Below are 21227 nucleotides of genomic sequence, written 5' to 3' on the forward strand. Positions count from 1 at the left end.
AAAGTTCCACAGAATACATCTCCCAGCCCTCAGCTTCCGCCTCGGGCATCAGAATGGCGGACTTTTAATCCGCGACGGTCAGGTAATCCGACCGTTTCTGTGGACCAGTTTGCCTCCGGGATTCACACTCAGGCCATGCACGCAGAACAACTCTGCACTTGGCATGCCGCTTTCGCCCCGGTCGGGAAAAAAATACCACGCCGAGGATGGCCTCGGCGTGGTATTTCACAGGATTATCGAAGGCCTTATCGCGCAAGATTTCGAATGTCGTCTCAGTCCGGAACCGCGACTCGCAGCGACAACTCGCGCAACTGTTCGTTCATCGGCTCGGATGGAGCGCCCATCATCAGGTCTTCGGCGCGTTGGTTCATCGGGAACATGATCACTTCGCGGATGTTGGCTTCGTCGGCCAGCAGCATCACGATCCGGTCGATCCCAGCAGCACAGCCACCGTGCGGCGGTGCGCCATATTTGAAGGCGTTAACCATGCCGCCGAAGCGCTTTTCGACTTCATCCTTACCATAGCCTGCGATCTCGAAGGCCTTGAACATGATCTCGGGCTTGTGGTTCCGGATTGCACCCGAGACCAATTCATAGCCGTTGCAGGCTAGGTCGTACTGATAACCCAATACCTTAAGCGGATCGCCCTCCAAGGCCTCCATCCCGCCTTGCGGCATTGAGAACGGGTTGTGCTCAAAATCGATCTTGCCGGTTTCGGCGTCTTTTTCGTAGATCGGGAAATCGACGATCCAGGCAAAGGCAAACCGGTTCTTGTCGGTGAGCCCCAGTTCGTTGCCAATTTCCATCCGCGCGCGTCCGGCGACGGCTTCGAAGGTCTTGGGCTTGCCGCCGAGGAAGAAGGCGGCATCGCCAACGCCAAGGCCAAGCTGCTGGCGGATGGCTTCGGTCCGTTCGGGGCCAATGTTTTTGGCAAGAGGTCCGGCAGCTTCCATGCCGTCGGCACCGTCGCGCCAGAAGATATAGCCCATGCCGGGCAGGCCTTCTTTTTGGGCGAAGGCGTTCATGCGGTCGCAGAATTTGCGGCTGCCGCCACCGGGGGCCGGGATGGCGCGGATCTGGGTGCCGTCTTGTTCCAACATCTTGGCAAAGATGGCAAAACCGGAGCCAGCGAAATGCTCGGACACGATCTGCATCTTGATCGGGTTGCGCAGGTCGGGCTTGTCGGTGCCGTACCACAGAGCCGCGTCACGATAGCTGATCTGAGGCCAGTCCTGATCGACCGGACGGCCACCGAATTCGTCGAACAGGCCGGTCAGAACTGGCTGGATGGTGTCGAACACATCCTGCTGGGTGACGAAGCTCATTTCAAGGTCGAGCTGGTAGAAGTCGGTGGGCGAGCGGTCGGCGCGCGGGTCTTCGTCACGGAAACACGGCGCGATCTGGAAATACTTGTCGAATCCCGAGACCATGATCAACTGTTTGAACTGCTGCGGGGCCTGCGGCAGGGCGTAGAATTTGCCGGGATGCAGGCGGCTTGGTACCAGAAAATCGCGCGCACCTTCGGGCGACGATGCGGTGATGATCGGGGTCTGGAATTCGGTGAATTCTTTGTCCCACATCCGTTTTCTGATCGAGGCGACAACCTTGCTGCGCAACATGATGTTATTGTGCAGTTTTTCGCGGCGAAGATCGAGGAATCGGTATTTCAGGCGGGTTTCTTCGGGATATTCCTGCTCGCCGAACACCATCAGGGGCAATTCGTCGGATGCGCCAAGGATTTCAATGTCTTGGATGAAGACTTCAATCGCGCCGGTGGGAATTTTTGGGTTCACCAGCGCGGCGTCGCGGGCTTTCACCACGCCGTCGATGCGAATGCACCATTCCGAGCGGACGCTCTCGACCTGTTTGAAGGCCGGGCTGTCGGGATCGGCCAAAACCTGTGTGATTCCATAGTGATCGCGGAGATCGATGAACAGAAGTCCACCGTGATCCCGAACGCGATGAACCCAGCCGGACAGGCGGACGGGCTGGCCAACGTTGGCGGTGGACAGGGCGGCACAGGTGTGGCTGCGATAGGGGTGCATTTTTCGGGCCTCGGGGGCTGATCAAGGGTTTGGGTCGGTACACCTTGCCAAGGGCCAAGTGTCAAGGGGCGGCCGCGGCAAGAGAAAAAGCCGCGTCGGAAAAACGTCGGACTTTTATCGGACTTTTGTCGGACTTTTGCATCCGGCGGGCTGGGCGGTGCGGGTCACGCCGCAATCTGCGGGAGTGCCGGGCCGGAGAGATGATAGACCTCTCTGGCCCGGCGCTTTGCCGTGTTGTGGTGGGCTCTGATCCCACCGGTACGTTAACCCTCTTGCAGGGAACGGACCTCGATCTCGTTCTCGCTGCGGGCCTTCATTGCCAGCGCCGCGGCATGGCTGGCGGCGAGGGTGGTGAAGTACGGGATCCGGTCCATCAGTGCCACGTTGCGCATGGCGCGACTGTCTTCGATCGCTTGGGCGCCCTCGGTGGTGTTCATCACCAAGGCAACCTTGCGGTCCTTCATGACGTCGACGATGTGCGGACGGCCCTCGTAGACCTTGTTCACGATCTCGCAGGGGATGTCGCCGGTGGCCAGATAGGCGGCGGTGCCCCGGGTCGCGAGAATGGTGAAGCCCAGACCGGTTAGGGTGCTGGCGGCCTCAAGCAGTTGCGGGGTCTTGTCGCTTTCCTTGATCGACAGGAACACCGTTCCCGAGAGGGGCAGAACCGTGCCCGCGCCAAGCTGTGCCTTGAGGAAGGCCATGTGGAAATTGGCATCCGCGCCCATAACTTCGCCGGTGGAGCGCATTTCTGGCCCAAGCAGCGTGTCGACGCCGGGGAAGCGGGCGAAGGGCAGCACGGCTTCCTTGACCGCAAACCGGTTGGTCGGTTGCGGCTTCAGTTCAAAGCTGGACAGTTTCTCGCCGGCCATGACCCGGGCGGCGATGGCGGCAATCGGGCTGCCAACGGCCTTGGCCACGAAGGGCACCGTGCGCGAGGCGCGCGGGTTGACTTCGATCAGGTAGATTTCGCCGTTCTTGACTGCGAACTGGATGTTCATCAGGCCGACAACATTCAGGGCAAGCGCAAGGGCGCGGGTCTGCACCTCAAGCTCGGCAATGATCTCGGGCGGCAGCGAGTAGGGTGGCAGCGAACAGGCGCTGTCGCCGGAATGGACGCCGGCCTCTTCGATATGCTGCATGATGCCCGCAACGTGAACGTCGGTGCCATCGCACAGGGCGTCGACGTCGATTTCCACGGCGCCCGACAGATAGCTGTCGAGCAGGACCGGGCTGTCGCCAGAGACGACCACGGCTTCGGCGATATAGCGCTGCAACTGCGGCAGATCATGGACGATTTCCATCGCGCGGCCGCCCAGCACATAGGAGGGGCGGATCACCAGCGGATAGCCAATTTCAATGGCGGCGGCGAAGGCCTGTTCATCGGTGGAGGCGATGGCATTGTGGGGCTGCTTGAGGCCCAGCTTTTGGACAAGTTGCTGGAACCGCTCGCGATCTTCGGCCAGATCGATGGCGTCGGGCGTGGTGCCGAGGATCGGGATGCCGGCCTCTTGCAATGCGTTGGCCAGCTTCAGCGGGGTTTGACCGCCGAACTGAACGATGACGCCATGCAGGGTGCCATTTTGCAGTTCGACCCGCAAAATTTCCATCACATGTTCAAAGGTCAGCGGTTCAAAATACAGCCGGTCGGACGTGTCATAATCGGTCGACACGGTTTCCGGGTTGCAGTTGATCATGATCGTCTCATAGCCCTGATCGGTCAGGGCATAGCAGGCGTGACAACAGCAATAGTCGAATTCGATGCCCTGACCGATCCGGTTGGGACCGCCACCAAGGATGACGACTTTCTTGCGGTCAGACGGGCGGGCTTCGCATTCCACATCGCCCATGACGGGGGATTCGTAGGTGGAATACATATAGGGGGTCTGGGCTTCGAATTCTGCGGCGCAGGTATCGATGCGCTTGAACACGGCTGTGACGCCGAGGTTGATGCGGGCCCGGCGGACCTGCGCTTCGTCACGACCGGTCAGGGTGCCGAGGCGGGCATCCGAGAAGCCATACATCTTGAGGCGGCGCAGGCCGTCTGCATCAAGGGGCAGACCATCGCGGCGAACCTGCGCTTCGATGTCGACGATCTCGCGGATCCGGGCCAGGAACCATGGGTCAAAAGCGGTGGCGGCACCGATGGCGTCATCGGACAGGCCGTGCCGCATGGCTTGGGCGACGACGCGCAGGCGGTCTGGGGTTTTCAAGGTCAGGGCGCGGGTAACGGCGGCGGGATCGGGGGCGCCGTCGATGGTGATCTCGTCAAAGCCGGTCAGGCCGGTTTCCATCGAGCACAGCGCTTTCTGGATCGATTCGTGGAAGGTGCGGCCAACGGCCATGGCCTCGCCCACCGATTTCATCGCGGTGGTCAGTTCCGGCTTGGCGCCGGGGAATTTCTCGAAGGCGAAGCGCGGGATCTTGGTGACAACATAGTCGATGGTCGGCTCAAAGCTGGCCGGGGTGACACCGGTGATGTCGTTGTCCAACTCGTCCAGGGTGAAGCCGACCGCCAGTTTGGCGGCGATCTTGGCAATCGGGAAGCCGGTGGCCTTGGATGCCAGTGCCGAGGACCGCGACACGCGCGGGTTCATCTCAATGACGACCATCCGGCCATCGGCGGGGTTGATTGCCCATTGCACGTTGGACCCGCCGGTTTCGACGCCGATCTCGCGCAGCACGGCAATCGAGCCGTTGCGCATGATCTGGTATTCTTTGTCGGTCAGGGTCAGGGCAGGGGCGACGGTGATGCTGTCGCCGGTATGCACGCCCATAGGATCGACGTTTTCGATGGCGCAGACGATGATGGCGTTGTCGGCCTTGTCGCGGACGACCTCCATCTCGAACTCTTTCCAGCCGAGCAGTGATTCGTCGATCAGGATTTGGCTGACCGGCGAGGCGTCGAGGCCGGTGCGGCAGTAATGTTCGTAATCTTCGCGGTTGTAGGCAATGCCGCCGCCGGTGCCGCCAAGGGTAAAGGCGGGACGGATGATTGCGGGCAGGCCGACATAATCAATGGCGTCCATGCATTCCTGCATGTTGGTGGCGATGGTCGCTTTCGGATTTTCCAGCCCGATGCGGTCCATGGCCTCGCGGAACAGCTTGCGGTCCTCGGCCATTTCAATGGCTTCGCGCTTGGCCCCGATCATCTCGACGCCGAATTTCTCAAGCACACCCATCTCTTCCAGCGCGAGGCTGGTGTTCAGACCGGTTTGGCCGCCCATGGTGGGCAGCAGGGCGTCGGGGCGTTCTTTTTCGATGATCCGCGCCACAACGTCGGGCGTAATCGGTTCGATATAAGTCGCATCGGCCAGTCCGGGATCGGTCATGATCGTCGCCGGGTTGGAATTGACCAGGATGACCCGGTAGCCTTCTTCGCGCAGGGCCTTGCAGGCCTGGGCACCGGAATAGTCGAATTCGCAGGCTTGCCCAATCACGATGGGACCCGCGCCGATGATCATGATGGAGGAGATGTCGGTGCGTTTGGGCATGGGGAACCTGCAGATCGGGGACGTACAAAATCCCGCGGGTTATAGCTGAGCCCCGTCGCTGTGCAAGAGAAGGCTTGGGACGCAAGCCCATCTCTGCGAATAGAATTTGTGACGTAACGGTAAGTAATGTGCTATCTAAGCCGTTATTGTTATCGGGTTGGTTGGGCGGAAGGTATTGTAAACCATGTTGAATCGGATAGGGAGGGTCGTGTTCCCGGTGGTTGTGACGGCGGGCTTTGCCTTGTCGGCGGGGGATGGTGTCGCATCGACGCTACCCGCTCATGAACTGGAAAATGACGGCTATACCCTTCTGGGAAAGAAGTGGGGGAATCCCGCACTAGGTACACCCGGCGGGGTGGTGACCTATAGTTTCATGCCGACCGGCGCGTCTTGCGGGCTTGAATACACCGGCTGCACAGTGACGTCGTTTTCAGATATGTTCGCCACCTTGACGGGATGGGCCGATGTCGTGACCGACGCCTTCGCCGCATGGTCGTCGGTCGCGGATATCAGTTTCGTCCAAGTCGCCGATCACGGTGGAGATTTCAACGCCTCTGGTGCTTATGGCGATATCCGGATGGGCGGACATTCAATGGGGGAAAGGGGCAGGTCTTTGGCGCATGCGTTTGCGCCGCCGCCGAATGGCACCAGCGCCGCTGGCGACATCCATCTGGATACCGAGGAACCGTGGGCCATCGGGTTTGGCGGTCTCGGATTTGACCTGTTTCAGATTCTAACCCATGAGATCGGCCATTCGATTGGTCTGGGTCATTCGCCCTCGACCGAGGCCCTGATGTACGGCATTTACACGACCCGCTTTCGCGGATTGCAGACTGAGGACATCTTGGGTGCCGTCGCCATTTACGGCGCAGCCCCGGTTAGCAATGTCCCACTTCCGGCCAGCTTGCCCCTCATGCTGGGCGGGGTTGCCCTGATGGGGATGCTGCGGTTGCCGCGGCGCATCATGGGATAAGCTGCGCCGGGATTGCCGGTGCAGACACCTATTGCGGCGTGTCTGAGGTATCGGTGCCGTGCGCCGAGATGGCCGCGCGGCACCGATATAGGGTTAGGCTGAGGGGGCGCGATTGGCCTCTAGTGCGTCAAGCCGCGCCTTCAGCGCCTCATTTTCTTCGCGGGCTTTCTGCGCCATGGCGCGGACGGCATCAAATTCTTCGCGGGTGACAAGGTTCCGTTCGGCCAACCAGCGGTCAATCAACCCCTTCATGGCGGTTTCGGCTTCGTCCTTGGCCCCTTGGGCGACGCCCATCGCGTTGGTCATCAGTTTGGACAGATCGTCGAGGATCTTGTTCTGGCTTTGCATGGTATGCTCCTGTTCCGGTCTTCCCATGATATGGCGACCCTTGAACGCAACCTCAAGGTTGACTTCCGCGATGGGCGATTGGCAAGTGGCGCCATGATATTCGCCTTGCCCTTCCCGAACCTGAGCCCCGAGATTTTCACCATCGATCTGGGCGGGTTTTCCTTTGCCCTGCGGTGGTATGCTTTGGCATATATCGCTGGCCTGTTGATCGGCCTTGGCCTGCTTCGGATGGCGCTGTCCCGTCCGAACCTGTGGCCGGGGGGCGTGGCGCCGATGACGTTGGAGCAGGCCGAGGCATTGCTCAGTTGGGTGGTAGTCGGTGTGGTTCTGGGCGGGCGTCTGGGCTTTGTGCTGTTTTATCAGCCGGACTATTATCTGGCGCATCCCGGCGAGATCCTGAAGGTCTGGCAAGGCGGGATGGCCTTTCACGGCGGATTGACCGGCGTAGTGGTGGCCACGGCGCTGTTTTGCTGGCGGCACGGATTGTCACCGCTGAGCGTCGCCGATGTCATGGCTTTGGCGACCCCGCCGGGGCTGATGCTGGGCCGAATTGCCAATTTTATCAACGCCGAACTGTGGGGGCGTCCAACCACCCTGCCTTGGGGGGTGATCTTTCCGGGCGACCGGGCCCAGAGTTGCGGGGCGGATCTGGTGGGGCTGTGCGCCCGGCACCCGTCGCAACTGTATGAGGCCGGGCTGGAAGGGCTGATCTTGGGCGGCGTGCTGCTGTGGCTGGCCTTTGGGCGCAAGGCGCTGCAACGGCCGGGGCTGATCGCGGGGCTGTTCTTCATCGGTTATGCGGTGGCGCGGATGGTTGTGGAATTGTTCCGGCAGGCCGACCCACAATTCGTCACGCCGGACAATCCTTGGGGGCATGTCTGGCGCCTTGGCGAGGCGGGGCTGAGCATGGGCCAATTGTTGTCGCTGCCGATGCTCTTGGTCGGGATTGGACTTTTGATGTGGTCGCTTCGACCAGCGGCCCGATGACGGCGCTGACCGAGATCATCGCACGCCGAATCGCGGCGGTGGGGCCGATGACGCTGGCCGATTACATGGCCGAGTGCCTGCTGCACCCCGTCCATGGCTATTACACCACCCGCCCGCCCTTTGGCGCCGAGGGCGATTTCATCACCGCGCCCGAAATCAGCCAGATGTTCGGCGAGATGCTGGGCCTGTCATTGGCGATGGCATGGCTGGATCAGGGCGCGCCCAGCCCGGTGGCATTGACCGAACTTGGTCCGGGGCGTGGCACCTTGATGGCGGATATGCTGCGGGCCGTGCGCAACGTGCCCGGCCTGTCCGACGCCGTTGAGGTCCATTTGGTCGAAGCCTCGCCGCGCCTGCGCCTTGCGCAAGAGCGCACCTTGGCGGGGTATGCGGTGCAGTGGCATGACCGGATCGAGGACCTGCCCGAAATGCCGCTGTTGCTGGTGGCCAACGAATTCTTCGACGCGCTGCCAATCCGCCAGTTTACCCGAAGTTCCGGTGGTTGGCGCGAAACGCAAATCGTTCAGGAGGCCGGAACGTTGCGCTTTGCGCTTGGCCTGACAACCCGGCCCGGATTTCTGGAGCACCGCATTCGCGATACGGTCGAGAGCGATGTGGTCGAGCATTGCCCGGCAGCGGGGCCGATTATGACGGTTTTGGCCCGGCGCATCGCGACCCACGGCGGGGCCGCGCTGATTGTTGATTATGGCGGCTGGCACAGTCTGGGCGACACGTTTCAGGCGTTGCGCCACCATGCCCCCGAGGATCCGCTGGCCCGGCCCGGTGCCGCCGATCTGACCGCCCATGTCGATTTTGAAGCGCTGGCCTTTGCCGCCCGGGTGGTCCCGGACATTCAGCTCAGCGCCCTGACCCCGCAAGGGGTGTTGTTGGAGCGTCTGGGCATTACCGCGCGGGCGCAGGTTCTGGCCCGAGGGTTAACCGGCGCCGCGCTGGAGGCGCATGTCGCCGCACATCGCCGCTTGACCCACCCCGAGGAAATGGGATCATTGTTTAACTGTATCGCTCTGACACCGGGAGGGTCCCAGTTGCCACCGGGTTTGACTGCATGACATTGGAAATTCTGACCTCTGCTGCGATGAGGCCGGTTCAGCATGGCTTTTTCACCCGCAAGGGCGGGGCGTCCTCCGGGGTCTTCTCGGGGCTGAATTGTGGGCGTGGCTCTAGCGACCAAACCGCTGTGGTTGAGATCAACCGTGCCCGGGTGGCGCAGGCCATGGGCGGCGACCCTGCCGATCTGTGCGGGCTGCATCAGGTGCATTCGGCGGATGTGGTGGTGGTGGATGCGGCGCCCAATGGCAGCCTTCCCAAAGCCGATGGGGCGGTGACCCGCACCCCCGGACTGATCCTGTCGGTGCTGACGGCGGATTGCGCGCCGGTGCTGTTTGCCGATTCCGAGGCCGGTGTCATCGGTGCAGCCCATGCCGGATGGCGCGGTGCATTGGGCGGGGTTCTGGACGCGACATTAGATAAAATGGAAAGCTTGGGGGCGCAGCGCGGGCAGATCCGCGCGGTGGTTGGCCCGACGATCAGTCAACGGGCCTATGAGGTCGGGCCGGATTTCTTTGACCAGTTCATGTCTGAAGACCCCGCTTATGGCCGGTTCTTCGCTGGCGGCACGGACGACCGGATGATGTTCGATCTGCCGGGATTTTGCCTGTTTCGGCTGCGCAATGCCGGGGTGCTTAGTGCGGAATGGACTCACCATTGCACCTATTCCGACCCATCTCGGTTCTTCTCCTACAGACGAAGCGTGCACAATAAGGAAGCAGACTATGGCAGGCTTGTCACAACAATCAGGCTGTAGCGTTTAGAGCGTTATCGCACACATGCTAATCGTTAAATTGTTACATTCGCTGTGCTAGACGGAACTTGGGTGTTGTGAGTTCCTCTCATTTTTAGCGAGTGTCATCCACGTATTTTAGTTTTTTCGTATCGAGTTTGGGCCGTCCGGGCAACATCCGGGCGGCCTTTCGATTCGGGGGCGTGACGTCATGGTCCGAGCAGGTGAGACGGGTCAGGCGATGCGGCTGAGCCGATCTTCCAGCACTTCGAACGGCACGCCGGGTTCTTCCTTGGCGGCGCGGATCACTAGCGATGTCTTGACGCTGGCGACGTTGTCGGCGGCGGTCAGATGGCCGGTCAGAAAGCTTTGGAAGCTGCTTAAGTCGGGGGCCACACATTTCAGGATAAAATCGACCTCGCCGTTCAGCATGTGGCATTCGCGGACCAGCGGCCAGCCCCGGCACAGGTCTTCAAACCGCGCAAGATCCGCCTCGGCCTGACTTTGTAGACCGACCATGACAAAGACCCGCACCTCGAAGCCAAGTTCGCGGCTGTCGACCTGCGCGTGGTAGCCGCGAATAAACCCGGCTTCTTCCAAGGTCCGCATCCGCCGCAAACAAGGCGGCGCCGAAATGCCGACCCGCTTGGCGAGTTCGACATTTGTCATCCGTCCGTCGGCCTGAAGCTCTGCCAAGATTTTACGATCAATGGGATCAAGTTTCGTCCCGGCCATAGCCACCTCCGTCAATATGGAGAATCCTATTCTGTCCCGAACCTGCGCGCAATAATATTTCGCGGATTGCGTGATTTAGGGACCGTGACCCTGCAAGTCAGGTCGCGACCGCGTTGGATCGGGTCGGACCGGGATGGGGCTTTCGAAGCCTGAGATTCGTGACTATATCGGGGGGCCAAACGTCGAAAGGAAGTCCAATGTCCGAAACCCTGTCCACACCCGTGCTGATTATCGGGTCCGGTCCTGCGGGTTATACCGCAGCGGTCTATGCATCGCGCGCGATGCTGAAGCCGATCCTTGTTCAGGGCATCCAGCCGGGCGGACAGTTGACGATTACGACAGAGGTGGAAAACTGGCCCGGTGACGTCACCGTGCAGGGGCCGGATCTGATGGTTCGGATGGAAGCCCATGCCCGCGACGTGGGCACGCAGATCGAAACCGACATGATCACGGCGCTGGACTTGTCACAGCGGCCGTTCCGGGCCACGGGCGACAGCGGCACGGTCTATGAGGCGGACAGCGTCATTCTTGCCACTGGGGCGCAAGCCCGCTGGATGGGTCTGCCGTCGGAAGAGACGTTCAAAGGCTTCGGGGTCTCGGCCTGCGCCACCTGCGACGGGTTTTTCTATCGCGGACAAGAGGTCGTGGTGATCGGCGGCGGCAATACCGCGGTGGAAGAGGCGCTGTTCCTGACCAATTTCGCCAGCAAGGTGACGCTGGTGCATCGTCGGGATAGCCTTCGGGCCGAAAAGATCTTGCAAGACCGCCTGTTCAAGAACCCCAAAGTCAGTATCCTGTGGGATCATGCGGTCGAGGAAGTGACCGGAACCAGTGACCCGCTGGGGGTGGAAGGACTGCGCGTGCGTCATGTCACAACCGGTGAGATCACGGAAATCCCGTGCAAAGGCGTCTTTGTGGCGATTGGCCATGCGCCGGCATCGGAATTGGTGAAGGATCAGGTCGAGACTCACCTGGGGGGGTATGTTGTGACTCGCCCGGGCAGTACCGCCACCTCTGTGCCGGGGGTGTTTGCTGCGGGCGATATTGCCGATCCGGTCTATCGTCAGGCGATCACAAGTGCGGGCATGGGCTGCATGGCCGCGCTGGATGCGGAACGGTTTCTGGCCGAAAACGACGGCTAAACAGAACGGGAGTATTGGATGCCGCATCGGGAGGAGGACGGCGCGGGTGGCAAAACGGTCGCCACCGCACGCCCGGCGCAAGTCGGGATTGTCTGGCTTGTCTGCTGTTGCCTCGCCGGTGCGGCCCATGCGGCATCATTGGCCCCCAGCGGGTCGATGTGTGCATTCGGATGTGTCTCCGAAGGGCTGAACCCAACGGATGGCGGTGCCGACGTCCGCACCTTCGCCGATCCGAAGATCTTTTCTGATCAAGATTTTATTGGGGATTATCGGGTGACGCCTGAGATTTTTCCAGAATTTAAGACATCACCGGCATTGCCGTTCGCACCCGTGGGCACGCCCGGGACCGTTATCGATCCGTCCCCGGGCAAGTGAGCGCGACTGCGCTTACTGAATGTGAACCGGCGTCAGGTGATTTTCCCGTGCCAGCGCAAAGGCCAACCGACGGTTGGCCACCAGTGCCAGACGTTCTCCATCCGCATCGTGGACGGCGAATAGCTGTGTGACGCCATCGACCTGCTCTTGAATTTCTTGCGGCAGGTCACTTGTGGCGACGGGGCGGATATAGACGATCGGGTGTGATTGATCCGCTTTGGCAACGGTCTGAGGGGTGATCATGACTCGGTCTCCTTTGAAATCTCGATACGGCGCACAACGGTTTCCGGGGCAGAGCGGCGCAGATCAATGTGTAACAACCCATGATCCATGGACGCGCCCGTCACCTCGACGGAATCGGCCAGAACGAAGCTGCGCTGGAATTGCCGGGCAGCAATACCACGATGCAGGAAAACCCGTTCGGTCCCGTCATCATGTTGCCGGCCGCGCACGACCAATTGGCGATCTTCGACTGTAATCCCGAGATCATCGTCCCGAAACCCGGCCACGGCCAAGGTAATTCGGTACGAATCCGTCGATGTCTGTTCGATATTGTAGGGCGGATAGCCTTCGTTGCCAGTTTTTGCGGTATGCTCGACCAAGCGTTCGAGCTGCTCAAACCCAAGCAGGAAGGGGTGGGTCCCCAAGGTAAGTTTCGTCATGGACACGTCCTTGAACAAGCGACTGTGCGATCTGGCCCCGGATTCGGCGACCTTCTCCATCAATATGGGGAGTGGCGGCACTGCTTGCAAGCCGAAGGCCTGTGGCGCAACAGGCCGTACCCTGACGCCCGGTGCGCAGAAACAATTCCGTCGCGCGCCGATCTGTGGTTGAACAGGGGGTAGGCCAAAGTGCGGCCGTGTTCCGTTCGATTCGCCGTTGAAGGAGACCGATGACGTTTTTTCCTCTGATCCCACCCGGTCTTTGGCCCCATGTCAGACCTCGCCGCGCTCCGCTTGCAACCGGGGTGGCGCGATGAACGCCTATGGTGAAATGAGCCATGATGATGTGCAACTGGTGAAGCTGGATGTGTTGCGCCGCGAACATCGCGATCTGGACGAAGCCATCCATGCGCTGGAACTGTCGTCGCGGGGCGATCACCTGACTCTGCGCCGCCTGAAAAAGCAAAAGCTGCATATCAAGGACCGCATTCGCCAGATCGAAGATGATCTGTTGCCCGATATTATTGCCTGATCTGGCAGAGGGCGCGGGCTTGGCCGCAGCAAAGGGCGTGGCGCACAAGGATTGAATTGCAGCCCGGCGTCGAGCCGGTATAGTCCATGCCTTCACCCGGCGGCGGACCCGGCGGGCCAAGCGGCGAGTTACGGCAGGCAAGGAACGGCAATGGCGAAGATTGAGGTCGGGATCATCATGGGCAGTCAGTCGGACTGGCCCACCATGAAACTGGGTGCGCAGATACTGGACGCATTGGGGGTGCCTTATGAGACCCGCATCGTGTCGGCCCATCGGACACCGGACCGGCTGTGGGACTATGGCCGCACGGCCGTTGAGCGCGGGCTGAAATGTATCATCGCGGGCGCAGGCGGTGCGGCGCATCTGCCGGGCATGATGGCGTCAAAAACCCGGGTGCCGGTGATCGGGGTTCCGATCCAGACCAAGGCGCTTGGCGGTGTCGATTCGTTGTATTCCATTGTGCAGATGCCCCGGGGCTTTCCGGTGGCGACCATGGCAATCGGTGCGGCCGGTGCGGCCAATGCCGGGCTGATGGCCGCGGCGATTCTGGCGGGGCATGACCCGGCGCTGGGACAACGTCTGGACCAATGGCGCGCCGATCTGGCGGCCTCAATTCCGGAGGTGCCGGTCGATGACTGACATTTCCAGCCAAGCTCTGACTCCCGGAAGCACCATTGGCATCCTTGGCGGCGGTCAATTGGGCCGGATGCTGGCCCTTGCTGCGGCACGTCTGGGGCTGCGCAGCCATATCTATGATCCGGTCTCGGGCGGTCCTGCGGAACAGGTCTGCGATCGGATCACGGTCGCCGGGTGGGACGATGCGGCCGCGCTGGCCAGTTTCGCCGCCGCGGTCGATGTAATCACCTATGAATTTGAGAATATTCCAACCGCTGCGCTGGATCTGCTCGAAGGGCAGCGGCCGATCCGTCCCGGCCGGCAGGCCTTGGCGGTGTCGCAGGACCGGCTGACCGAAAAAGCCTTCCTGCGCGATCTTGGGCTGACGACGGCGCCGTTCTACGACTGCCCCGATCTGGTGGCGCTGGAGGCGGCGCTGGATCAGACCGGCACCCCCGCGATCCTGAAAACCCGCCGCTTGGGATATGATGGCAAGGGCCAGGCCCGCATCGCGGGGCCTGAGCAAGCGGCAGACGCCTTCGCCGCCATGGCGGGCGCTGCGGCGATCCTTGAGGGGTTTGTTGCCTTTGACCGCGAAGTGTCTGTCATTGGCGCGCGGGGATTGGATGGGGCGGTGGCCTGCTTCGATCCGGGCGAGAACCTGCATCAAGATGGCATTCTGCGCCGGACCACCTTGCCCGCGCGGCTAAGTGGGACCCAGCGGACCGATGCCGTGTTGCTGACCGGCAAGATACTGAACGCGTTGGACTATGTCGGTGTGTTGGGGGTGGAATTGTTTGTCACGCCGACAGGGCTTGTGGTGAACGAGATCGCGCCCCGGGTGCATAATTCCGGTCACTGGACACAGACCGGCTGCACCATCTGCCAGTTTGAACAGCACATCCGCGCGGTGGCTGGCTGGCCTCTTGGGGACGGACAGCGCCATTCGGATGTCGAGATGCTGAACCTGATCGGCGATGAGGTGGACCAAGTGGCCGCGTACGCTGCGGACCCCACCGTGTCGATCCATCTTTACGGCAAGGTCGAGGCCCGTCCGGGCCGCAAGATGGGCCATGTGAACCGTCGGCTCGGACCGGCGTGATCGAGACGGGGCAGCAGCCCCGGCTGGCTGTCCGCGCCGTGTTGGTGCACGCGGGCAGGCTGTTGTTGGTCAACGCCTACCCGGGCGCACAGAGCGATCTGTGGTGCGCGCCCGGGGGCGGGGTTGAGGCTGGCGCCTCGCTGGCCGACAATCTGGCCCGCGAGGTGTTTGAGGAAACCGGCCTGCGCATCGCCGCGGGCGGGCTTTGCCACGTGGCGCAGTTCCACAATCCAGAGACCGGGTTTCATCAGGTGGAGCTGTATTTTCTGGCCCGCCTGCTGACCGGAGATTTGGATCCCGACTGGGGCGATCCAGCCGGGATCGTCACACGCCGACAGTTCTTTACGGCGGCGGATCTGTCGGCAGTGCGGTTCAAGCCCGACATCCTGCCGACATTGGCGTTTGGCACGCCTCCATGCCTAGAGCCCGGACTGTTGGAGTATATGGCCCGTTAAGCCCGCCGGAGTTTGATGGGGTCAGACGTCGCTGAACGGCTGCGGATAGGACAGGCTGGCACTGGTCATCGCAACCTTTGGCGATAACGGATAAAAGCCGGTATATTCCTGCGGATAGGGGCTTGAGAGTTTGGCCGGTCCGTTAAAGACAAAGCCCATTTTCCCATAGTAGCCGGGACTGCCAACCACGACCACGGCGTCAAATTTGGATCGCCGCGCCTCGTCCAAGGCATAACGGACCAGACTGCGGCCAACGCCAATGCCCTGACTTTCGGGGCGGACACTGATCGGGGCAAGCGCAACCCAGTTTTCGGGGCTGTCGAACCGCGACATGGCCAGATGTCCGACCATACCTTCATCGTCTTCCGCGACCAGTTCAATCGCCATCGCCCCGGTTGTGCGCAACGCCGTGATCAGCCGCGATTCGTTGGGCTGACCGAATGCGTTGACCACCAGAACGGAGATGTTGGTAAAATCGTCATTTGTGACCCTGCGAATTCTTAGCAAGCTTAGAATCTCCTGACAAACTTCGACGTGACTGGCAGAAACTGTAACGCTTTTCTAAAGCGGGTGCATCGGCTGATTGTGTAAATAGCAGTTTGCCCCGGCAGGAATTGATGTCCATTGTTGCAATCTCACCCGCGCGCCGGGGGCATTTGGCGTGACGTTGCGTCGGGCTCGGGCGCGCACAAAGCTGCCGCCGTGGCGCGATGTCAGATGGCAGGCCGGTTGCGCGGGTGACCAAAAAAAGGGGGCCGCTCCCGAAAGAGCAGCCCCCCAATTTTCTGCGAACAGTGCAGCGGTGATGAATTACATCATGCCGCCCATTCCGCCCATTCCGCCCATGTCGGGCATTCCGCCGCCACCAGCCGAGCCTTTGGGCTCGGGCTTGTCAGCGATCATGGCTTCGGTGGTGATCAGCAGACCCGCGATGGAGGCTGCGTCTTCCAGAGCGGTGCGGACAACTTTGGCAGGGTCGATGACGCCAAACTTGAACATGTCGCCATATTCTTCGGTCTGCGCGTTGAAGCCAAAGGTCAGGTCGTTGCTTTCGCGGATTTTGCCCGCAACAACAGCACCGTCAACACCAGCGTTTTCAGCGATCTGACGCAGCGGCGCTTCGAGTGCCTTGCGGATGATCGTGATACCAGCGTTCTGGTCAGAGTTGGCACCGGTCAGGCCGTCGAGAACTTTGGCTGCCTGAATAAGGGCAACACCACCGCCAACAACGATACCTTCTTGAACCGCAGCACGCGTTGCGTTCAGGGCGTCGTCAACGCGGTCTTTACGCTCTTTCACTTCGGTTTCGGTCATGCCGCCGACGCGGATGACAGCAACGCCACCGGCCAGTTTCGCAACGCGTTCCTGAAGCTTCTCACGGTCGTAATCCGAAGTGGTTTCTTCGATCTGCTGACGGATCTGGGAAACGCGGGCTTCGATTTCAGCTTTCTCACCGGCACCGTCGACGATGGTGGTTTCGTCCTTGGTGATGGTGACTTTCTTGGCCGTGCCCAGCATGTCCATAGTGACGGACTCAAGCTTCATGCCCAGATCTTCGCTGATGACCTGACCGCCGGTCAGGATTGCGATATCCTGCAGCATCGCCTTGCGACGATCGCCAAAGCCCGGTGCCTTAACCGCAGCAATTTTCAGGCCGCCGCGCAGCTTGTTGACCACGAGGGTCGCCAGGGCTTCGCCTTCAACGTCTTCCGAGATGATCAGAAGCGGCTTCTGCGACTGGATCACAGCTTCGAGCAGCGGAACCATCGACTGAAGCGAGCTGAGCTTCTTTTCGTGCAGAAGGATCAGCACGTCTTCCAGTTCAGCAACCATTTTGTCGGGGTTGGTTACGAAGTAGGGCGACAGGTAGCCGCGGTCGAACTGCATACCTTCGACAACAACGGTCTCTGTTTCCAGACCTTTGTTTTCTTCGACGGTGATGACACCCTCGTTGCCGACTTTCTGCATTGCTTCTGCGATCTGACGACCGATTTCAGCTTCGCCGTTGGCCGAGATCGTGCCGACTTGTGCAACTTCTGCCGTGTCGTTGACAGGGCGTGCAGCCGCTTTGATCGCTTCGACAACTTTCAGCGTGGCCAGATCGATGCCGCGCTTCAGGTCCATCGGGTTCATGCCAGCAGCAACCGACTTCATGCCTTCGCGAACGATGGCCTGTGCCAGAACGGTGGCAGTGGTGGTGCCGTCGCCAGCTTCGTCATTGGTGCGGGAAGCAACTTCCTTGACCATCTGCGCGCCCATGTTCTCGAACTTGTCTTCCAGTTCGATCTCTTTGGCGACAGACACACCGTCCTTCGTGATGCGCGGTGCGCCGAAGGATTTGTCGAGAACCACGTTGCGGCCTTTGGGGCCGAGCGTGACTTTGACGGCGTCCGCAAGAATGTTGACGCCTTTCAGCAGGCGATTGCGGGCGTCGGAATTGAATTTGACGTCTTTAGCAGCCATGGTGGATTACTCCAGAATTTTGATGTCGGAAAGGATGAGTCGCGGGCAGCCGATTAAGCGGCTGCGGCCTGCGCGTCGTCATCAAGGATGATGCCGAGGATATCGCTTTCCTTCATGATCAACAGCTCTTCGCCGTCGACGGTGACTTCGGTGCCGGACCATTTGCCAAACAGCACTTTGTCGCCGACATTGACGGCCATCTCGATCAGTTCGCCGCTGTCTTTGCGAGCGCCTTCACCGCAAGCGATGATGATCGCCTGAGCGGGCTTCTCTTTTGCGCTTTCGGGGATGATCAGTCCGCCTTTGGTCTTCTCGTCGGATTCGATACGACGAACCAGCACGCGGTCGTGAAGCGGTTTGAATGCCATCTCTGAGGCTCCTTAGCTCAGTGTTTCTCTGTCGTTATCACTCAACATGGTCGAGTGCTAACGATCCTCAGATAGTCACCGTCCGAACACCTGTCAACGGGCAATGCCTGTAAAATCTGCGCCACTCAGCGCTGGAGGTTGGCCAGAAAGCGGTCGGCATCAGCCGAGGTTGCGGACCAGTCGCAAACCAATCGCGCCATCAGCGGTTCGGCGGGGTCATCGCCGGTCAGCGAGCCGGACCACAGGCTATAGGCCGCGCCCGCGTCAAACAGCCGTTGATGCAGGGCGCGGGGCCAGCGGGCGAAGATCATATTGGCCTCGATCGGAAAACAAATCTCGGCTTGGCCCGACGCAATCAACCCGTTCAGCAGGTAATCGCATGCCGCATTGGCCTTGGTGGCAAGGTCGTGCCAAAGGTCGCCCTCAAGATAGGCGTCCATCTGTGCAGCCAGATAGCGGTGTTTGGAAAACAGATGCGCGGCGCGTTTGCGGCGCAGTTCAAACTCCCATGCCCGGGCCGGATCGAACAGGATCACCGCCTCGACCCCCAGAAGGCCGTTTTTCGTGCCGCCAAAACACAGCACATCAACGCCGGCCTTCCAGCTTAGTTCGGCTGGCGAACAGCCCAAACGCACCAAGGCATTGGCAAATCTGGCGCCGTCCATATGCACGGGCAAATTGTGGGCCCGGGCAACAGCGCTAAGGGCCGTTACCTCATCGACCGTGTAAATGGTCCCGGCTTCGGTCGCTTGGGTCAATGAGACCGGGCCGCGTTGAACCCCGTGCACGCCGCGATTTTCTTCGCCCGCAATGGCTGTGGTCAAGGCCTCGGGCGTCATCTTTCCGTCTGGCGCGTCAATCAAGGTCAGTTTCGCGCCGCCGGTAAAAAACTCGGGGGCGCCGCATTCATCGACGTTGATATGGGCCATCGCCGTGCAGAACACCGTCTCCCACGGGTTGGACAGACAGGCCAGCGCCAGCGCATTTGCCGCTGTGCCAGTGGGCACCAGATAGACGGCTGCGTCGGGAGCCTCGAACAGGGTGCGAATCCGGTCTTGCACTTGCGCGGTTAACGCATCCTCGCCGTAAGAGGCGGCATGGCCAGTGTTGGCGCGCAGCAGCGCTTCCAGCGCGGCCGGGTGGGCCGGGCCGGTATTGTCAGAGCCAAAAAACACTAGAGATCCTCGATAATGTGGTCTTCCCAGTCGTCTTCATCGACCTCGTATTCCGGGATGGTCCAACCTTGGACCGATTCGTCGGCGTCATGCACGCTTTGGGCCGTGCCTGAGATTAGCGGGTGCCAGTCAAACAAGGGCGCGCCTTCGTGCAGCAAGCGGTAGGCGCAGGTGCGTGGCAGCCAATAGGCAATGCTGGGCAGGGTTTTCGGCGTCAGAACCACACATTCCGGAACGAACTGTTTGCGGGTCTCATAATGGGCGCAGCGGCAGGTTTGATCGTCCAGCAACCGGCAGGCAACGCGCGTGAACGCGACCTCGCCGGTATCGGCATCCTCCAGCTTGTTGAGGCAGCATTTTCCGCAGCCATCGCAAAGCGCCTCCCATTCTCGGGGGGTCATGCTGGTCAGGGGCACGGAGTCCCAAAAGCGTGGGCGCAGGTGATCGCGGGGGATAACATCGTCGGACATTGACGGAACCTAAGACTTTTTCGGACGAAAGGAAGGGGTCACAGCTGTGCCAGAAGCTCACGGGCGCGGCGGCTGTCCTGATCCATCTGAACAATCAGGGCGTCGATGCCGTCAAACGTCATTTCCGGGCGCAGGTAGTCGACCAAGGCAACAGAGAGTTCGGCATCGTACAGATCGCCCGAGAAGTCGAACAGAAAGCTTTCTAGGTTGGCCGAGTTTTCGCCAAACATGGGCCGCACCCCCAATGAGGCCACGCCGTGATAGCGCCCAGCATGCGGGCCGGTCAGCACATCGACCTCAACCGCATAGACGCCCAGTTTCGGCAGGTGCAGCCCATCAAGGCCCATGTTTGCGGTGGGGTAACCCAAGGTGCGACCGCGCTTTTCACCGTGCAAGACCGGCCCGTCGATGCGATGCCAATGTCCGAGCATGGCCATGGCGTCGCGCGGGCGACCGTCGCTTAGCGCGGCGCGGATTCGGGTTGACGAGACCGGCCTGTTCCCGTCGCGAAACGTCAGAAGGTCGGCGACAGTCACCCCGAAGCCCAACTCTTCGCCAAAACGCACCAGATCCGCGGCCGTACCGGCGCGCCCTTTGCCAAAGCAGAAGTCCGAACCAATCACGACATGGCGCAGGCCAAGACCATGGGCGAGGACCTTTTCGGCGAACTCCCGTGGCGTCAATTCGGCAAGGGCCGCGTTGAACGGCACCTGATACACCCGGTCCACCCCTAACTTTTCCAGCCGGTGCGCTTTGGTTGCCGCATTCATTAGGCGGAAGGCCGGGGCGGTCGGTGCAAAATATTGGCGGGGGTGAGGTTCGAATGTGACGACGCCCAACGGACAGGCCAGTTGCTGTGCCGTATCGCGCGCCAAGTCGATGACCGCTTGGTGGCCCCGGTGAACACCGTCGAAATTGCCAATCGCGGCGCTTGCACCGCGATCAATGTCATCGAGATCTGTAATGGTTTGGACCAAGCGCATCCCGGTTGGGTATCGCCGCCGCAAGCCGGACGCAAGTCCGGTCACGCGCGGGAGGGCGCCAGAACGGTCGCTTCGCCGCTGGTGACCAGCGTTTCACCGACCCAAGCCTCGCACCGTAGGGTCACCCTGCGCCGGTCCACTTGCATGGATTGCACGGTGACCTTGGCAGTCACCGTGTCGTCCAGCCGGACCGGTGCATGGAAGTTCAGGGTTTGGCCCAAGTAAATGGTGCCCTGACCTGGCAAATGCTCGCCCAGCAGCGCAGAGAACAGGCTGCCGCACAGCATGCCGTGAACTATCCGCTCTTTGAAGATCGACGCGGCCCCCGCCTGTTCACACAGGTGGATCGGGTTGTGGTCTTCACTGACATCGGCAAACTTCAGGACGTCATCAAAGCCAAAGCATTTGGACAGACTGCGTTCCATGCCAATGGCCATGTCTTCAAGGAAGACCGTGCTGAAAATCCTGTCGGTCATTTAGTTTCATCCTGTGCGCTGTTAGA

23 protein-coding genes are annotated in these 21227 nt (G+C 60.9%); 10 read left to right on the top strand and 13 right to left on the bottom strand.

Annotated elements, in window-relative coordinates; genetic code table 11:
* Positions 1-272: 272 nt before the first annotated feature.
* Both aspS and carB read right to left on the bottom strand, forming a co-directional pair.
* Positions 273-2045 carry an aspartate--tRNA ligase gene (gene aspS, locus BV911_RS13855; RefSeq protein ID WP_086054222.1) on the bottom strand — a complete coding sequence of 591 codons (1773 nt, stop codon included), beginning with the start codon at positions 2043-2045 and terminating at the stop codon, positions 273-275.
* Positions 2046-2308: 263 nt separating this feature from the next.
* Positions 2309-5539, bottom strand: coding sequence for a carbamoyl-phosphate synthase large subunit (carB, locus tag BV911_RS13860; protein WP_086054223.1), 3231 nt, complete (start codon positions 5537-5539; stop codon positions 2309-2311).
* 184 nt (positions 5540-5723) lie between these two features.
* On the opposite strand from carB, the gene BV911_RS13865 reads away from it, so the two are divergent.
* Positions 5724-6512, top strand: coding sequence for a matrixin family metalloprotease (locus BV911_RS13865; RefSeq protein ID WP_086054224.1), 789 nt, complete (start codon positions 5724-5726; stop codon positions 6510-6512).
* Positions 6513-6605: 93 nt separating this feature from the next.
* On the opposite strand, the gene BV911_RS13870 is transcribed toward BV911_RS13865, so the two are convergent.
* Positions 6606-6860 (bottom strand): accessory factor UbiK family protein, encoded by a 255-nt coding sequence (locus BV911_RS13870; RefSeq protein WP_086054225.1) that lies wholly within the window; start codon positions 6858-6860, stop codon positions 6606-6608.
* 93 nt (positions 6861-6953) lie between these two features.
* Here BV911_RS13870 and lgt point away from each other — a divergent pair, with 93 nt between their 5' ends.
* Genes lgt through pgeF form a run of 3 tightly spaced genes read left to right on the top strand, consistent with a single transcriptional unit; the run spans position 6954 to position 9672 of the window.
* A complete protein-coding gene (lgt, locus tag BV911_RS13875; RefSeq protein ID WP_086054265.1) occupies positions 6954-7847 on the top strand; it encodes a prolipoprotein diacylglyceryl transferase in 894 nt (297 codons plus the stop codon).
* Positions 7844-8917, top strand: coding sequence for a class I SAM-dependent methyltransferase (locus BV911_RS13880; protein ID WP_086054266.1), 1074 nt, complete (start codon positions 7844-7846; stop codon positions 8915-8917). The genes lgt and BV911_RS13880 overlap by 4 nt, the downstream gene beginning before the upstream one ends.
* On the top strand, positions 8914-9672 hold the full coding sequence (gene pgeF / locus BV911_RS13885) for a peptidoglycan editing factor PgeF (RefSeq protein WP_086054226.1): 759 nt from the start codon (positions 8914-8916) through the stop codon (positions 9670-9672). Before BV911_RS13880 ends, pgeF begins: the two co-directional genes overlap by 4 nt.
* Before the next feature lie 210 nt (positions 9673-9882).
* On the opposite strand, the gene BV911_RS13890 is transcribed toward pgeF, so the two are convergent.
* Positions 9883-10383, bottom strand: coding sequence for an Lrp/AsnC family transcriptional regulator (locus tag BV911_RS13890; protein ID WP_086054227.1), 501 nt, complete (start codon positions 10381-10383; stop codon positions 9883-9885).
* Between the two features lie 197 nt (positions 10384-10580).
* Between BV911_RS13890 and trxB the strand changes: the two genes are divergently transcribed.
* Together trxB and BV911_RS13900 are read left to right on the top strand one after the other, a co-directional pair.
* Complete coding sequence (gene trxB / locus BV911_RS13895; RefSeq protein ID WP_086054228.1) at positions 10581-11525, top strand: thioredoxin-disulfide reductase; 945 nt, start codon at positions 10581-10583, stop codon at positions 11523-11525.
* Positions 11526-11543: 18 nt separating this feature from the next.
* Positions 11544-11900, top strand: a complete 357-nt coding sequence (locus BV911_RS13900; RefSeq protein WP_086054229.1) for a hypothetical protein — start codon at positions 11544-11546, stop codon at positions 11898-11900.
* Positions 11901-11912: 12 nt separating this feature from the next.
* On the opposite strand, the gene BV911_RS13905 is transcribed toward BV911_RS13900, so the two are convergent.
* Both BV911_RS13905 and BV911_RS13910 read right to left on the bottom strand, forming a co-directional pair.
* Positions 11913-12143 carry a DUF1150 family protein gene (locus BV911_RS13905; RefSeq protein WP_086054230.1) on the bottom strand — a complete coding sequence of 77 codons (231 nt, stop codon included), beginning with the start codon at positions 12141-12143 and terminating at the stop codon, positions 11913-11915.
* Positions 12140-12562: an Hsp20 family protein gene (locus BV911_RS13910; RefSeq protein ID WP_086054231.1), complete on the bottom strand. Its 423-nt coding sequence runs from the start codon at positions 12560-12562 to the stop codon at positions 12140-12142. The genes BV911_RS13905 and BV911_RS13910 overlap by 4 nt, the downstream gene beginning before the upstream one ends.
* Before the next feature lie 313 nt (positions 12563-12875).
* Between BV911_RS13910 and BV911_RS13915 the strand changes: the two genes are divergently transcribed.
* From BV911_RS13915 to BV911_RS13930, 4 genes are all read left to right on the top strand, one after another.
* Positions 12876-13094 carry a YdcH family protein gene (locus BV911_RS13915; RefSeq protein WP_086054232.1) on the top strand — a complete coding sequence of 73 codons (219 nt, stop codon included), beginning with the start codon at positions 12876-12878 and terminating at the stop codon, positions 13092-13094.
* 150 nt (positions 13095-13244) lie between these two features.
* A complete protein-coding gene (gene purE, locus BV911_RS13920; RefSeq protein WP_086054233.1) occupies positions 13245-13733 on the top strand; it encodes a 5-(carboxyamino)imidazole ribonucleotide mutase in 489 nt (162 codons plus the stop codon).
* The gene (locus BV911_RS13925; protein ID WP_086054234.1) at positions 13726-14811 is read left to right on the top strand and encodes a 5-(carboxyamino)imidazole ribonucleotide synthase; all 1086 of its coding nucleotides are present in this window, start codon (positions 13726-13728) and stop codon (positions 14809-14811) included. The genes purE and BV911_RS13925 overlap by 8 nt, the downstream gene beginning before the upstream one ends.
* Positions 14808-15266 carry an NUDIX domain-containing protein gene (locus tag BV911_RS13930; protein ID WP_168184084.1) on the top strand — a complete coding sequence of 153 codons (459 nt, stop codon included), beginning with the start codon at positions 14808-14810 and terminating at the stop codon, positions 15264-15266. The genes BV911_RS13925 and BV911_RS13930 overlap by 4 nt, the downstream gene beginning before the upstream one ends.
* Positions 15267-15287: 21 nt before the next feature.
* Here BV911_RS13930 and BV911_RS13935 read toward each other — a convergent pair whose 3' ends face one another.
* The 7 genes from BV911_RS13935 to BV911_RS13965 form a co-directional block, all read right to left on the bottom strand.
* Positions 15288-15773 (bottom strand): GNAT family N-acetyltransferase, encoded by a 486-nt coding sequence (locus tag BV911_RS13935; protein ID WP_168184085.1) that lies wholly within the window; start codon positions 15771-15773, stop codon positions 15288-15290.
* Positions 15774-16076: 303 nt separating this feature from the next.
* Positions 16077-17729: a chaperonin GroEL gene (gene groL / locus BV911_RS13940; protein ID WP_086054236.1), complete on the bottom strand. Its 1653-nt coding sequence runs from the start codon at positions 17727-17729 to the stop codon at positions 16077-16079.
* Between the two features lie 53 nt (positions 17730-17782).
* Positions 17783-18097 carry a co-chaperone GroES gene (locus BV911_RS13945; protein WP_086054237.1) on the bottom strand — a complete coding sequence of 105 codons (315 nt, stop codon included), beginning with the start codon at positions 18095-18097 and terminating at the stop codon, positions 17783-17785.
* Positions 18098-18222: 125 nt separating this feature from the next.
* Positions 18223-19272 carry a low specificity L-threonine aldolase gene (locus BV911_RS13950; protein ID WP_086054238.1) on the bottom strand — a complete coding sequence of 350 codons (1050 nt, stop codon included), beginning with the start codon at positions 19270-19272 and terminating at the stop codon, positions 18223-18225.
* Positions 19272-19742 carry a YcgN family cysteine cluster protein gene (locus tag BV911_RS13955; protein ID WP_086054239.1) on the bottom strand — a complete coding sequence of 157 codons (471 nt, stop codon included), beginning with the start codon at positions 19740-19742 and terminating at the stop codon, positions 19272-19274. The genes BV911_RS13950 and BV911_RS13955 overlap by 1 nt, the downstream gene beginning before the upstream one ends.
* Positions 19743-19780: 38 nt before the next feature.
* Positions 19781-20725 (bottom strand): bifunctional riboflavin kinase/FAD synthetase, encoded by a 945-nt coding sequence (locus BV911_RS13960; protein WP_086054240.1) that lies wholly within the window; start codon positions 20723-20725, stop codon positions 19781-19783.
* Between the two features lie 41 nt (positions 20726-20766).
* Positions 20767-21201, bottom strand: coding sequence for a MaoC family dehydratase (locus BV911_RS13965; protein ID WP_086054241.1), 435 nt, complete (start codon positions 21199-21201; stop codon positions 20767-20769).
* Positions 21202-21227 lie beyond the last annotated feature (26 nt).

Source organism: Pseudoruegeria sp. SK021 (assembly GCF_002119405.1).
Lineage (GTDB): Bacteria > Pseudomonadota > Alphaproteobacteria > Rhodobacterales > Rhodobacteraceae > Meridianimarinicoccus.